The sequence below is a fragment of the Sphaerisporangium rufum genome (assembly GCF_016863395.1).
In the GTDB taxonomy this organism is placed as follows: domain Bacteria; phylum Actinomycetota; class Actinomycetes; order Streptosporangiales; family Streptosporangiaceae; genus Sphaerisporangium; species Sphaerisporangium rufum.
Map to the genome: position 1 here is coordinate 55,607 of NZ_BOOU01000048.1, position 13,844 is coordinate 69,450.

At 69.3% G+C, this 13,844-nt stretch carries 12 protein-coding genes; 5 read left to right on the forward strand and 7 right to left on the reverse strand.

Annotation, left to right across the window (positions count from 1 at the left end):
- Genes Sru01_RS17020 through Sru01_RS17040 form a run of 5 tightly spaced genes read left to right on the forward strand, consistent with a single transcriptional unit; the run spans window position 1 to window position 4,476 of the window.
- Window positions 1-894 carry a glycosyltransferase family 8 protein gene (locus Sru01_RS17020; protein WP_203985968.1) on the forward strand — a complete coding sequence of 298 codons (894 nt, stop codon included), beginning with the start codon at window positions 1-3 and terminating at the stop codon, window positions 892-894.
- Window positions 891-1,754, forward strand: a complete 864-nt coding sequence (locus Sru01_RS17025) for a phosphotransferase enzyme family protein (RefSeq protein WP_203985970.1) — start codon at window positions 891-893, stop codon at window positions 1,752-1,754. Before Sru01_RS17020 ends, Sru01_RS17025 begins: the two co-directional genes overlap by 4 nt.
- A gap of 25 nt (window positions 1,755-1,779) precedes the next feature.
- Entirely contained in the window at window positions 1,780-2,520 is a 741-nt protein-coding gene (locus Sru01_RS17030) for a glycosyltransferase (protein ID WP_203985973.1), read from the forward strand.
- Window positions 2,521-2,530: 10 nt separating this feature from the next.
- A complete protein-coding gene (locus Sru01_RS17035) occupies window positions 2,531-3,418 on the forward strand; it encodes a PIG-L deacetylase family protein (RefSeq protein WP_203985976.1) in 888 nt (295 codons plus the stop codon).
- Window positions 3,415-4,476 carry a glycosyltransferase gene (locus Sru01_RS17040; protein ID WP_203985978.1) on the forward strand — a complete coding sequence of 354 codons (1,062 nt, stop codon included), beginning with the start codon at window positions 3,415-3,417 and terminating at the stop codon, window positions 4,474-4,476. Before Sru01_RS17035 ends, Sru01_RS17040 begins: the two co-directional genes overlap by 4 nt.
- Here the strand turns inward: Sru01_RS17040 and Sru01_RS17045 are convergent.
- From Sru01_RS17045 to Sru01_RS17075, 7 genes are all read right to left on the reverse strand, one after another.
- Window positions 4,464-5,513 (reverse strand): phosphotransferase, encoded by a 1,050-nt coding sequence (locus Sru01_RS17045; protein WP_203985998.1) that lies wholly within the window; start codon window positions 5,511-5,513, stop codon window positions 4,464-4,466. The two genes, Sru01_RS17040 and Sru01_RS17045, sit on opposite strands and share 13 nt — an antisense overlap.
- Before the next feature lie 281 nt (window positions 5,514-5,794).
- Window positions 5,795-8,491 (reverse strand): hypothetical protein, encoded by a 2,697-nt coding sequence (locus Sru01_RS17050; RefSeq protein ID WP_203986001.1) that lies wholly within the window; start codon window positions 8,489-8,491, stop codon window positions 5,795-5,797.
- A complete protein-coding gene (locus tag Sru01_RS17055) occupies window positions 8,488-9,879 on the reverse strand; it encodes a lipopolysaccharide biosynthesis protein (RefSeq protein ID WP_203986015.1) in 1,392 nt (463 codons plus the stop codon). Before Sru01_RS17055 ends, Sru01_RS17050 begins: the two co-directional genes overlap by 4 nt.
- Window positions 9,880-9,922: 43 nt before the next feature.
- Window positions 9,923-10,723 carry a polysaccharide deacetylase family protein gene (locus Sru01_RS17060; RefSeq protein ID WP_203986018.1) on the reverse strand — a complete coding sequence of 267 codons (801 nt, stop codon included), beginning with the start codon at window positions 10,721-10,723 and terminating at the stop codon, window positions 9,923-9,925.
- Between the two features lie 5 nt (window positions 10,724-10,728).
- Entirely contained in the window at window positions 10,729-11,724 is a 996-nt protein-coding gene (locus tag Sru01_RS17065; RefSeq protein ID WP_203986021.1) for a glycosyltransferase family 2 protein, read from the reverse strand.
- A 5-nt stretch (window positions 11,725-11,729) separates the two neighbouring features.
- Window positions 11,730-12,578 (reverse strand): glycosyltransferase family 2 protein, encoded by an 849-nt coding sequence (locus Sru01_RS17070; RefSeq protein ID WP_203986024.1) that lies wholly within the window; start codon window positions 12,576-12,578, stop codon window positions 11,730-11,732.
- Window positions 12,579-12,731: 153 nt separating this feature from the next.
- Window positions 12,732-13,844, reverse strand: a complete 1,113-nt coding sequence (locus tag Sru01_RS17075; RefSeq protein ID WP_239137499.1) for a GNAT family N-acetyltransferase — start codon at window positions 13,842-13,844, stop codon at window positions 12,732-12,734.

The following is a 13,844-nucleotide window of genomic DNA, read 5'->3' on the forward strand; positions in this document are numbered from 1 at the left end:
GTGTACGCCTTCGGCCTGTGCGTTGACGAGCAGTACCTGCTGCCGTCCCTGGTCACCCTGGGTTCGCTCGCCGAGACCATCTCCGCCGCCGAGCGGCGCTCTGCCGCGGTACGGGTGCTGACGCTCGATCTCACCCGTCAGCACGCCGCCACCATGGCCGCGTTCGTGGACAGGATCGGATTCGGATCCTTCGGGCTGCGGTGGGCGCGCCCGTCCAGGCGGGCTCTGAAGGTCGACGACGACTACATCACCGAGACCGCCTACCTGCGGTTCAAGTTCACCCGACGATTCCTGGACCGGCCCTACCTCATCTACGTCGATGCCGACACTCTGCCCGTCGACGACATCACGGGCCCGCTCGCAGACCTGGGCACGGACCGGCTCGGCCTGGTCGCGGACGAATTCAACTCCACCATCGGCCAGCGTACGGCCCTGCCCGGTCTCGCTCAGGATCGCCCCGACCTTGCGGGCCGTCCTTACTACAACTCCGGCATGTGGTGGACGTCCGCCGATCTTCTGGACACGATCCGTGCCGGTGTTGAGGTCGCCTTAGCGACGGGACGCCGGTACCTCTACCACAACGACCAGGACGCCCTCAACCTGTGGCTGCTCGACCACCCGCATGTCCAGCCGGTGCCAGGTCGCTACAACACCTACGAGCTGAGCCGATTTCTGGCCCGCAGCGACTGGACGCGCCGACACACCACCCGCGACCCTCACCCTACCGACCCGGCCCTCCTGCACTTCGTCGGGAGCGCCAAACCGTGGCTGACCACGACTCCATCCACCGAACACGTGCGCCTGTACCGGACGGCGTTGGCGCGTACCAGCCGGGAGTTGCGGCGGCTCGGTGACCTCGGCATCGACGCGCAGCCGTCCAGGAGCCGGCCATGACCGCCTCACCCGGATGGCCGGCCGCCGAAATAGCCTGCCGCACCCTGCTCGCCCGGGGCTTCTGCCGGGCCGACCGACTGGCCAAGAGCCCCAGGGCGGCGGTTTACCGGGTCACGCTCCTCGACGGCCCCGGACCGCCCACCGCGATCATCAAGCTGTACGCCGGCTCTAACCGCTGGAAGGCCACCCGAGAACACCAGGTGCTTACGCGATTGGCGGTCATGGAGCAATTCGGTGTGCCGACCGTCCTAGGTGCTGGAGCGGTGCCAGGCGTCGACGTCACCGCCTTGGCCCTCACTGACCTCGGTACCTCGACCCTGGGCGACGCCGTCGTGGAAGGTGTTCTCGCCCAGGCCCAGGCATTGAAGGAACTCGGCCGGCTGCTGGCCTGCTTCCACCGCTTCTCCCAGGAGCCGAACTTCGAGTCTCCTCTCGCCACTCAGGTGCTCGACCTTCAGCGGCGTCTTCCCGCAGAAATCCACGATGCCACCGCGCGAGCGTTCCGCTCGGTGATCGGCCTGTCCCACGGGCGATCAGCGGTCTGGTGCCATGGCGACCTTCACTTGAACAACGTGCTGCTTGCCCCCGACCCTCATCTCATCGACTTCGAGCAGGTCGGTCATAACCTGCCCGAATACGACCTCGCGCAGACCGCCGTCACCACTGGTGCCCTCACCCCGGCTGAGCGGGCTCCGATCGTCGAGGGCTACCACCGGCATGTGTGTGATGAGCTTCTGAGCGGCCTGATCGTCTTCCAAGCGGTCCGGGGCTGGTGGTGGTCCGCTGTTCAGGAGCGACGCGATATCGAGCTGTGGGAGGACCGTCTCAAGCTGGTCCTCGCCCACGGCGCCCCTACCTGACACCTCTATCTGGCAGGAGTCTCGAATGGAGCAGTCCGAGCCGACCCTTTCGGTCATCATCCCGGCCTTTAACGAGGAGAAGTACCTGCCGCGCTACCTACCGAGTGTCCTGGACTCCCTCAGACGCTGGGAGCACCACAGCGGACTGCGCGGCGAGGTGATCGTCGTGGACAACCGCAGTACCGACAAGACCGCGCACCTCGCGCGGGAGCTCGGCTCTCACGTCATCTACGAGCCCGTCGCTGGCATCGGGCGGGCCCGTAACACCGGAGCAGCCATAGCACGCGGTGCTTACCTATTGTTCATCGACGCGGACGTGCTCTTTCCCGCCGAGGGCATTTCGAAGATCGTCAGAGTCCTCGACACGGTGCAGTGCGTAGGAGGAGCGATCCCACCCCGGTACGAGCCGACCAAGATCGGCATCCGACTGCTCGTTGCGGCGTGGGCACTCTACCGGCGGTTCAACGGTGGAGCCCAAGGAGTCACCCAGTTCTGCACCCGGGCCGCCTTCACTGAAATAAACGGCTACCGTCCCGACCTGTTCATGAGTGAAGACGTAGAGTTCTTCGCCCGGCTCACCCGCCACGGTAAGCGGATCGGTGCTCCGGTCAGGCACCTGACCGGCTTGTGGGTCCGGCCCTCCCATCGCCGCTTCGAGCAGTGGCCGAGCTGGCGAATGATTCTTTGGGCTAATCCGCTGACCGCGCACCTGTTCCTGTCCTCCCGCCGGTTCTGGCGGAACTGGTACGAGCACACCGTCCGCTGAGGGAGCCCCCGTGAATAGGAGAACCCTCCCGCAGCCCGACGATGTCGGCATCTATACCTTTCCCCAGGATCTCGTGCAGGCTCACCTCGCCCACCAAGAAGCTCTGGCGGCCCGCCGTGACAAGGGGGAGTCATCGATCATCAAGGTCACCGCTCCTTACCTCCAGTACACCTACCTGATCGAGGAACGCCGGCCCCAAGGTCGCCCGGTCGTAGCCATCGAACCTCACCACGACGATCTCGCCCTATCGGCGAGTGGGTCCTTTCTTGCCCGACCCCGACCGCTCACCGTCGTGACCGTGTTCACCAACACCAACAGCGCCGACCGGACGGTACGGGCCCGACGCTTCGACCGGACCCTCATCTCCCAGTTGCGGGCGCAGGAGTCCCGTCAAGCGCTCCGACCACTGCGCGCGTGCCATCATCTTCTCGGCCACACCGACGCCGTGCCACCGTACGGTCCCTACAGCCGTGGCGATCTCGATCGGGTGACCGCCGACCTCGAAGAGATTCTGGCCGGCCGGGGCGACGCCGAGATCCTCGCCCCGGCCGCCGTGACCCGTCACCCCGACCACCTTCTCGTTCATGAAGCCGCCAAGCGGCTGGGCTGCCGATGGTTCTGGGAGGACGTGGCGTTCTGGCAGACCTACGCCCTGTCGGTCGATGACCTGCACCTGTTCTACGAACGCACTGCCAGCGTCCTTTCCGGCGAGCTCACGGACATCAGCGACGTAGTGCTGGACAAGCTCACCCTGCTTTACCTGCACTCCTCCCAACTCCAGCCACTGCACGCGATGTACCGGCCGATCCGGTACGCCTGGACCACCGGTTCGGGCCTGCGCGCCCAGAAGCCTTCGGCCCTGTACGCCGAACGTTTCTACCGGAGCGTGACGTCATGACCGGTCACGGCACTGTTGTGTTCGTGTGGCGTCGTATCCCGCCGCCGTTCCTGATCGGCGGCGCGGAGGTCTCCCAGCAGTTGCTCGCCGAGCAGTTCACCGCAGCCGGCTGGACGACCATCTATCTGGCGTCCCACGAGCCCCCTTGGAGTCAGGCCTCCGAACTCTCATCAATGGTGCGGCATTTGAACGGCGCCGGGATCGCCGTCGACGTGCTCGAGAAACAGCAGAAATTCCACTACACCTGGAACGGTGTCGACATACGGGTGGTCCCGCAAGTCCACTTGCTCGCCGAATTACGCCGCGTTCTCCGTGAGGTGAATCCGGACCTGGTCGTGACCTCGCAGGAGGGATCAGCCGAACTGGCGGCCACAGCCCGCCCGTTCACAACGGTTGCGGGCTGGCTCCACTCGGTGTCCAAAACCGGGTTCCACGTCTTGGATGGTAAACCTCAGATCGCGCTTGCGACCTCTCGATTCGTGTGCTCACGCGTTCCCCGATCCCAGGCAGCAGTGCTGTTCTATCCGCCGTTCGCCCCAGCCGCCCAGGCCGGACCTGCGGTCACCGGCGACCTTCTCATGGTCAATCCCGTCCCTGCCAAGGGATCCGCGCTGGTGCGCCGTCTCGTCGAAATCATGCCCGAACGGCGATTCACCTTGGTGGAGGGCTGGTGGGACACCTCTGCCGAATTCGCCCAGCTTCGCAATGTCACTTGGGTGCCGCGAACCTACGATATGGCCTCCCTGTACACCGGACATCAAATACTGCTTGTTCCATCCACGGTCGAAGACGCCTTCCCGCGCGTCGTCGTTGAAGCCGGGCTCCACGGACTCCCGTCGCTGGGATCGACGCGGGGCGGCATCCCCGAGGCGATCGGGAACGCCGACCTGCTGGCCGCACCTGATGATCTTGAGGCGTGGGTTGCCCTCATCCGCAACCTGACCGGATGTGCGTTGACGGTGGCCGCTCAGCGGGCGCGTGAAGTGGCGATACCGATGACAAGGCCCTGCATCTCCGAGCTGATCGCGATGGGAGTCATCGCGGGTCAGCCGGCCTGAAAAGCATCCACGACTTCGTCGAGGCGTTCGCTCCACCAGTCCAGCAGCCGTTCACCCGACGCCCACAGAGCATCAGGACCATGATCGCCCTTGTCATAGTGCCACTGAAGCTGCCAGAAGTCCGTCATTCGTTTCCACCACAACCGCCGGACCGCATCCGCCAGCGCCTCGTCCGTGATCGTGACGATCGACCGGTACCCCGCGACAAAGGCCGAGATCCGCCGTAAGTCAAGGCATCCCTCGTCATTGGTGAACTGCACCTGGGCCGTCCGAACCACCTCCTCGGCGTACGGACGAACCGCCAGACGGTCCCAGTCCAGTACCGCGGTGATCTCACCGTCATGCCAGAGCAGGTTGAACGGCTGAAGATCCCCATGCGTCCAACCTGCAGGCCCGATGGGGACCTCATCCATCGGCCGGCGTTCCGCGCGAGTGTTGATCAGAACCTTCCTGCGCTCCAGGCGATGACGAGTATCGACGTCGAACGGCCCGGCCTCGTCCAGAGACTTGATCACATCAAGGAATCGTTCGGCATCTTCAAGGGCGGCCTTCGGTGTTGTGACCTTCGCTCTAGGAGCGACCGTGGGCCGGTCCAAGCCGGTGGCCGGCGAAGCAAGCACCAGATGGATACGGCCGACCAGCTCCCCCAGATCTCGTGTCTCGCTCAGATTCAAAGAGGTACCTTGCCGGTGCGCGCCATTCGCCCACTCCAGGAGGCAATAGCCGCGTTCGTCAATTTCTACGACCGGGTCCGTGTCGACCAAACGCGGAACACAGACCGGCAGCCCTTCAGCGCCGAGAACGCCCAGGACCTGGAGGCTTCTGCGTGCCTTCGACAACGTCACATCGACGATCTGCTTGAGCGCGAAGACACCGCGTCCTGTCTCCAGTCGCCAGTTGGGATTCATCATCCCCTCGGCGATGAAGGCCACGTGACGGATCTCGCCGAGCCCGAACCGTTCCGTGATCCTCGCGAGCTCGCTCTTGGTGATCCGGCCCCGAGCTGCTTGCTGCACGGCAGAGGTCTCATCAGTCACCCTCAGGAGGCTATGCCACCGTCCCCTGCACGTCTCGCTGAACGGCGGGAAACAACTGTGCAGTAGAGACGGCACTTCCTCGGTTGGATCGTCGTGACCACGCAGACCGCGGGCAGCGGGAAGGCGCACTCGCCGAGCCCGCCGCGGGTGAGCCCGTCCAGCCCAACGGCGCGCAGCAGATCGTTCAGGCTGCCGTCCGTGGCGTGGACACGCCGCCAGGCGACCGCCACGATCAGCTGGGGGCAGGAAGATCACGTCGCCGATGACGTTGCGCCGCCCGGTCAGCCGGTGAGGGTGAGGAAGCGCTCGACGATGACCGCCAGCGCCACCACCGTCGCCACCGACCCGGCCACCACCAGCCGGCGCCGGACCCGCGGCCCGCCCGCCCGGCCGCGCAGCCGGGACAGTTCCGCACCGAACAGCGCCGCCGCCGCGATCGCCAGCGCCGCCAGGCCGACCGGCGTCCACGGGGTCGACGGATCGCCCACCGAGGCGCTGGCGGTCGGCGGCGGGATCTCCGACCCCCGCGGGTAGGAGCGCAGCGTGTACAGCGCGGCGTCGGCGTTGGCGTACACACGTTTGAGGGCGGTCGAGCGGTCCAGCGACGCGCGGAACCGCGGCCCCCAGTCGGCGGGGAATCCCTCGTTCAGCTCCAGGTAGGCCGCCTGGCCCCGCGTCATGATGACGAAGGTGTTGCGGGGCTTGCCGCGCAGCGCAGTGAGCACCCCGGCCAGGTTCCGCGGATCGGCGGTCACCAGCGCCTGGTCGTAATCCACCCGGTCGATGTCGCGCTCGCGCCACGGGATGGTGGGGGTCACCTCGTCGCCCAGCCGCGGCACCAGGTACAGCACCCGGGCGCTCGGCCGGTCGTGCTCGTACACGTAGCGCATCGCCGCGACCTCGCCGGTGGTGACCCGCTCGAACTTCTCGTTGCCGTACCGGGCGAGGATGAACGCCACCGACAGCGCCAGCGCGACGACCGCGGCCAGCACCGCCGACACCCGCCGGGTGAGGTGCGGGCCGAACCGGCGCGGCCGGATCCGGAACGGGACGGTCTCGCCCTCCCGGCCGCCGGTCGAGTGCGCGGGCAGGTTCGGGAAGAACGCGTAGGCGCCCAGAATGCACGCCGCGGGCAGCGCGAACATGTAGACCCGCAACCCGATCTCGCCGCCGTAGCTCTGCAGCGCCAGGGCCAGCGTGGGCACGCAGAGCAGCAGCACCGCCACCCGGTCGCCGACGCCGCGCCGCAGCCGGCGCAGCAACCCGACCCCGGCGAACAGCAGGATCACCCCGGTGATCCCGAGCCGTACCTTGAGCACCAGGGCGTGCGAGGGGTCGGTGCCCACCAGTCGGTCGCCGGTGTTCTCCTGCAGGTTGGCGAAGATCTTGCCGATCCCGCCGAACAGCTCGTCGATCCGGCCGCTCCAGAACGGGGTGGCCTGGTAGTTCACCCAGGCGATCACCAGCAGCCCGAGGAACACCGGCAGCGCCAGCGACAGCGTGGTGCGCCGCAGCACGATGAGTCCCGTCAGCGCGCCGAGCATCATGAACGGGGTGATCTGGTGGGTGGCGATGGTGGCGCCGAACAGCGCGACCAGCAGGGTGAGCAGCACCACCCGATCGGTCACCGTCGTCGGCCGGGACGGCAGCTCGCCGGGGGTGAGGGCGTCCAGCCGGGCCAGCAGCCGCCGGAGCCGCCCCCGGGCGGGCGGCGGCGCCGTCCGGGGCTGCACCCGGCCGAACCAGCGCAGCAGGAACGCGACGAACACCAGGTACAGGGCGTAGGTGAAGCCCTGCGGCGAGAAGTAGTCCTGCCCGATCCACTGGGTGAGGATGAACAGCAGCGCGGCGAACCACCGGGCCCGGGTGGTCGCCACCAGCTGGCGCAGGATCAGCACGAACGGCAGCAGATAGAGCAGGTTGGACACGAACGGCGTCCACTGCAGGATGGCCGCGGTGTCCTGCACGCCGGCGGCGCGCAGCACGAACCCGAACAGCGCGAAGAACCCCGGCCAGGCGAAGCGGGCGTCCAGCCCGGGCAGCGCCTCGCCGGCGCGTCCGATGTACTCGGCGAAGCCCGCGTGGATCCACGCGGTGTGAAAACGCGGCTCGGTCTCCACCAGCGCCGCGGCGCCGTGCAGTACGAAGGTGACCGCGGTGAGTTGGAACAGCAGCACGCCGCGCCGGTCGGTGTTCTGGGTCAGCGTGACGAAGAACGACACGATGATCATCGCGATCGCGGCGAACGCCGTCACCGGCAGCGCGGAGATCAACCCGAGGCCGCCGATGCGGTCCAGGTCGACGCCGCGCATCGGCCCGTACGGCACCCGCAGCGCGAGTACGTACATGACCAGGCCCTCAAGGGTCAGCAGCGGCGGCAGCCAGGCGGCCACGCTCGCCGCCAGCCGCCCGGCCGCGGCCGCCTCGGTGGCGGCCGGCCCGGCCGGTGCGGGAGTGATCTCCGGCTCACCGGTCCGGCCGGCCGGCGGCTCGGCCGCCCGCTCCGGTCCGGCCGGTGCGGGGTCGTCGTGGACGGCGGGTATGACGGCGGTCTGCGGGTCGCCGGCCGGCTCCGCATCTGGTTCTGGTTCGTCTGGTGCGGGGTCGTCGTGGACGGCGGGTATGACGGCGGTCTGCGGGTCGCCGTCCGGTTCTGCCTCGGGTTCTGGTTCGTCTGGTTCGTGGACGGCGGGTATGACGGCGGTCTCCGGGTCGCCGGCCGGCTCCGCGTCTGGTTCCGGCTCGCCGGGTGCGGGGTCGTCGTGGACGGCGGGCTCGCCGGCCGGGGGCGCCGGCGCCGTGCGGCGCTCCTCCCGCACCGCGGCGAAATCCGCCGTCTCCGGCTCGACCGGCCCGGTGTCATGGTCGGTGGCCTGGTCCGTGGCCTGGTCGGTGTCCAGGTCATGCACGTCCATGTCGTCGTCGGCGATCGCCGCCGCCGCCTCCTCTTGCACCTCGTCGTCCGCGCGCTGCCTCACGTAGACCATGATGCTGTCTCGGATGACTCCGGCGCGGTGGGCGATTGTGGCGTTTCCGGGTTGTTGAGAACTCTGCGCAGCCCGCCGAAGATCAACAACGCGACCAGCGCCTCGCTGAACAGCAGACCGTACCCCACGGCGGCGATGCCGGTCACCGGCAGCAGCAGCACCGACGAGGACAGCACCAGCACCGCCAGGCCGATCTGCACCGCGGCGAGCGTGCGGGCCCGGCTCTGGGCGCGCAGCGCGCTCAGGTAGATCTCGATGAGCACCCGGGGGAGCACGGCCAGCGCCATCAGCCGCAGCAGGAACGTGCCGTGCTCGGCGAAGCCCGGCCCGAACACCGACAGGATCAGCGGCGCGGCCAGGATCGTCACCCCGGACACCGGACCGATGATCAGGAAGGCCCGCCGTAAGGCCTGCCGGCAGTTGGCGGCCAGCCGGGTCCGGTCGGCCGACCCCTCCACGGTCAGCGACGTGGCCATGTTGATCGCCAGCAGCTCGATCATCGCGCCCAGCGTCTGGGCGATGGCGAAGTAGCCGAACAGCTCGCCGCTCACCCGCGAGGCCACGTAAACCGGCAGGAAGTAGACGATGGCCAGGATCGAGAAGGCGCCCGGGTAGTCACCCGCCAGGAAGCGGCCGATCTCGCGCGGGCGGGGCGGCCGGGAGCCGGGCGGCGCCTGCCGGGCGTGCCGGGGCACCAGCACGCCGAAGATGAACAGGTTGATCGGTACCAGCGCGACGGCCGTCGGGACGATCCACGACACGAAGATGCCGTCGTCGGGCAGCGCACCGGCCACCGCGACCAGCAGCACCATCTTCACCACGCCGAACGCGAAGCTGTTGACCGGCACCCACACGGCCTTGCGCAGCCCGGCCAGCGCGACGTCCTGCAGGGTGAACACCGACCAGACCGCGACGGAGGCCAGGAAGAACACCCCCGGCCCGGCGCCGGCCAGGGTGGCGTAGTTCTCCCCCCAGAACGGCAGCGTCAGCAGGAAGCCCACCGCCGCGACCACCGCGGTCAGCGTGGCGAGCAGGTAGCCGCGGGCGATGAGCGCGCCGGTGCGCCGGCCGGCGACGGGGATGAACCGGGCGAGCGCTCCGGTCAGCCCGAGCGCGATCAGCCCGGCGAACAGCCGCATGGCGGTGATCAGCGCCTGGCTGCGGCCGAAGTCCTCGGCGCTGTACAGCCGGGCGGCCAGCAGCCAGTAGCCCATGCCGAGCACCGCGGTGACGCCGGTGTTGGCCATCAGCGCGTAGCCGTTCAGGAACAGCGGATTACGCAGGTCGTGCCGGACGCGCCGCCACAGCGCGGCCGGCCCGCCGCGCGGCCGCCCGTCGCCCGGGCGTTCCTGCGTCCGGCCGGCCGCCGTCGTTCCCATGGTCGCGTCATCCCCCCCGCGCGAAGTCACCCCCGCGGTCTCGTCATTCACGCCCGACCATCGTGCGCAGCCCGTACCGGGTGCGGCGCACGATCGCGTACCCCTTGGTCAGCACGTGTTCCTTCAGGTAGATCATCGGTACGCCGCGGCCCTCGACCGCCCGGCGGAACCTGCTCATGCTGGTCGACCGGCCCACGGTCAGCCGGGGCAGTGCCAGCACGTCGTCGGCGTCGCTCGCCAGCGCGTTCGCCACCGCGCACGCCGCCCAATAGCCCGCCCGCCGCACCTCGCGGCGCACCCGGGCGCTGGAGTAGCCGTACGGGTAGGCCATGGTCGCGACCGGGCGGCCGACCTTGTCCTCCAGCAGGGCCTTGTTGCGGCGCAGCTCCTGGCGTAACGCGGCGTCCGGCAACTGGTCGAGCTGCGGGTGGCTGTGGCTGTGCCCGGCGATCTCCATGCCGCAGGACGCGGCCTCCCGGGCCTGGCTCCACGACAGCATGTGGTCCAGCGGGCGGCCCGCCGCGTCGTCGCCGGCGTCGCGGACCCAGCCGCTGGTGAGGAAGACCGTGGCCGGGAAGCCGTAGCGCTCCAGTACCGGCAGCGCCTCGCTGTGGAAGTCGGCGTAGCCGTCGTCGAAGGTGATCACCACCGGCCGGGTGGGCGCCGGCGCGCCGCCGGTGCCGTACAGCGAGGCCACCAGATCGGCCACGGTGAGCGGGGTGAACCCGCGGTCCTGCAGGTAGGCCATCTGGGACTCGAAGACCGACGGACGCACCGCGAGCGGCTTGGTGGCGGAGTTCGGCCGGTCCGTGACCGAGTGGTACATCAGGATGGGTACGTGCATCGTGGTCACCGTTCGTGCCGGTCGGATGGTCGGGGGCCGCCGCCGCGCAGCCGCAGCCGCGCGGAGCCCACGGCGTACCCCCAGGTGGTCCAGGCGAGGCCGGCGACGATGGCGCCGGCCCGCGCCAGGCCCGCCGGGTCGCCGCGCAGGGTGTCGCCCACCCCGCGCAGCACCCCCTTCGGCAGGGCCCGCAGCGCGTGGGCCCGCTCGCTGGACAGCCCGTCGCCGGCGCCGACGCTCCGCGCCACCAGCGCCTTGGACAGCCCTTCGGCGTAGCACCGGGAGCGGAAGTAGCGGAAGGTGGCGCGGGCCGCCGGCACCCGGTGCCCGATCACCGCCGCGGGCTCGAACATCATGATCGAGCCCGGCCGGCGTTGCGCGAGGCGGATGCAGAACTCCGTCTCCTCGCAGCCCAGCGGGCGGCTGCGCCGTCCCTGCACGCTGCGGCCGATGCCGGAGTGGAACCCGCCGACCGCGCCCACCACCTCCCGACGGAACGCGGCGTTGCCGCCCATCACGTTGCGGATGGGCCCGCGCCCGGCGGACATGCCGCGGTAGGTGCAGCCGACCGTCCAGTCGAACTCCTCGGGGAACCAGCGCGGCCGCGCACCGGTGTCCCACAGCGGTCTGGTCAACCCGCCGACCCCCACGACGGCCGGGGTGCCGTTCTGCTGCGGTACGGGCGCGGACAGCGCGTCGGCGAACGCCGCGAGCCAGCCGGGCTCGGCCACCGCGTCGTCGTCCAGGAAGGCCACGACGTCACCGGTGGCGGCGGCCACCCCGGTGTTCTTGCCGCCGGACAGTCCCCGCTCGTGGGCGTTCTCCACGACGATCGCGTCGGCGTACTCCCGCTTGAGCCGCAGATGCAGCTCGGGGTTGTGGTCGACGACGAGGATGATCTCGTGCGGCGGGCGTCGCTGGCCGCGCACCGAGTGCACGGCCGCCCTGATGTCGTCCCACCGGTCCTCGGTGTAGACGCAGATGACGACGGAGATCTTCATGACCGCTACGCCGCGCCCTGGTCCGCGGCCGTCTCGGCGGTGGCCCGCCCGGACACCGGGGTGCCCGGCACCTCGGGCGCCGGCCGGCGCCACTCGCGCAGGATGGTGCGCAGCACCCGCAGGCCGTCCCGGACGGCGCGCAGGTTGCTCTCGCCGTGGATGCGGCACCGCTCGTGGCTCGGCACCTCGTGCACCCGCAGGCCGGCCCGCGCCGCGCGGATGTTCAGCAGGGTCTCCACCTCGAACCCTTCGCAGTCGAGGTCGAGGGCCGGCAGGTGGCGCGCCCAGAAGGCGTTGTAGCCGTAGCACAGGTCGGTGTACTGCGTGCCGTACATCACGTTCACCAGGCCGCGCAGCACGCTGTTGCCCAGCCGGCGGTTGAGCGTGAGGTCGTCGCTGCCGCCGCCGCTGGCGTACCGGGAGCCCTTGACGAAGTCGGCCCCGGCGACCAGCGCGCTGACGAAGTGGATGATCTCGCGGCCGTCCGTCGAGCCGTCCGCGTCGATCATCACGATGATGTCGCCGGTGCACTCGGCGAACCCGGTGCGCAGCGCGTCGCCCTTGCCCTTGCCGCGCTGCTGGACGACCCGCAGGTTCGGGCGCAGCCGGCGGGCCACCGCGACGGTGTCGTCGGTGGAGTTGCCGTCCACCAGGACGACCTCGTGGATCCAGTGCGGCAGCGTCGCGAAGACGTGCGGCAGGTTCTCCGCTTCGTTCATGGCCGGAACGACGACGCTGACGGTCGGGGAGATGGCCAGGTGCGGGCTGACGGTGGTGAAACGGTCCACCGGTGCCAGTGGCCGCAAATTGTGCAGTTGGGTGGTGCCGTTGTGCTTGATGATCTCGGGACTCATTTCGAGGGATGTCCTTCCGGGCGGTCTGACATCGGCGGCGACTGCCAACAGGACCGGCGCGACTGGACGAAGAAAAGTTTCTTCGTCCCGGTCAGAGCAGTAGAGGGTGTGCTGTGCTCGTCGTACGGGGGATCTACGGTGCGGGGGAGCGCGCTAGCGCACCCCCGAGGGTTCCTTCTCGGTGCCGGCCGGCTGGAGGGACGTGCGCATCCGGCCGAAACCCTTGAGCACGCGATCGGCCAGCCGGTACAGCTGTGGCCGGTCGATCACGATGTTGCGGGCCTTGTTGAAGGGAGTGCGCCCCATCCAGTGGACGGCGGCCGTCGCCGACGGCCTGGCCACTCTCCCCTCGGACACGTGGATCACACTGTTCTTCAGCCAGCTCTTGTACTCCCGGCCCCCCTTGCCCATGTCGACTTGGCCCAGGCCGTGCGAGGCGGCCTGCTCCGCCATGTGCAGGTGGTGCATTATCCCGGGGGAGTACCGGGCGAAATCGGGGTCGTAGGCGGGGAACCAGCCGACCAGGGTGTGATGGGTGCGCAGTCCGAAATGACCGGCCACCGGGGTGTCCCCGGCGTACAGCATCGTCAGCACGCCGCCGAACTCCGGCGCGTCCTGGCCGTGCATCTCGTCGATCAGCTCGACGATCCAGGGCTGGGCGAACCGGTCGACCCGGCCGGTGCGGCGGTACTGGTCGGACTTCCAGCCGGTCAGCGTGCGCATGACCGCGGGGTCGGCCGCGCACCACTCGAGCCGGATCTCCCCGTGCTCGCGGGCGAGCTTGCGCTCCTTGTAGCGGACCGTCTTGTAGTTCTTGGGCGACTGGTCGCGCACGTGGCCGACATAGGACTCGAACCCGGAGGTCAGGTCCATCATCGGCACCGGACGCACCGCCGTCACGTGCGGCTCCCAGGTGGGCTGGCCGGCGACCATGTGGTCGAAGTCGAACACCGAAAGCCCACAGGAGCGCAGCAGCAGGCGGGCGGGCAACTCCACCCCGCCGTCGGCGATGAACGCGTGGCAGGTGGTGAGCCAGCTGCCGAGCGGCTTGCCGATGCCGAAGGCGTGCCGTTCGAACGGCATGAATCCGACGATCTTGCCGGCGTCCTCCACCACGGCGACCCGGACATAGGAGCGCAGCCGGTCCATCGCCAGGGCGAACTCCACCGACAGGAACGGATTGTCCAGTGCCGGGGCGGCGTGCTGGATCTCCCGCCAGCGGGTCCGCTCGGCGGTGCCGAGCTCGCCCGGTCTGACCACCGTCAC

What these genes read in the sequence shown, in the direction of transcription:
- Sru01_RS17025 (WP_203985970.1), top strand. Translation starts at nt 891, where the DNA reads ATGACCGCCTCACCCGGATGGCCGGCCGCCGAAATAGCCTGCCGCACC.
- Sru01_RS17030 (WP_203985973.1), top strand. Translation starts at nt 1,780, where the DNA reads ATGGAGCAGTCCGAGCCGACCCTTTCGGTCATCATCCCGGCCTTTAAC.
- Sru01_RS17040 (WP_203985978.1), top strand. Translation starts at nt 3,415, where the DNA reads ATGACCGGTCACGGCACTGTTGTGTTCGTGTGGCGTCGTATCCCGCCG.
- Sru01_RS17055 (WP_203986015.1), bottom strand. Translation starts at nt 9,879, where the DNA reads ATGGGAACGACGGCGGCCGGCCGGACGCAGGAACGCCCGGGCGACGGG.
- Sru01_RS17060 (WP_203986018.1), bottom strand. Translation starts at nt 10,723, where the DNA reads ATGCACGTACCCATCCTGATGTACCACTCGGTCACGGACCGGCCGAAC.
- Sru01_RS17065 (WP_203986021.1), bottom strand. Translation starts at nt 11,724, where the DNA reads ATGAAGATCTCCGTCGTCATCTGCGTCTACACCGAGGACCGGTGGGAC.
- Sru01_RS17070 (WP_203986024.1), bottom strand. Translation starts at nt 12,578, where the DNA reads ATGAGTCCCGAGATCATCAAGCACAACGGCACCACCCAACTGCACAAT.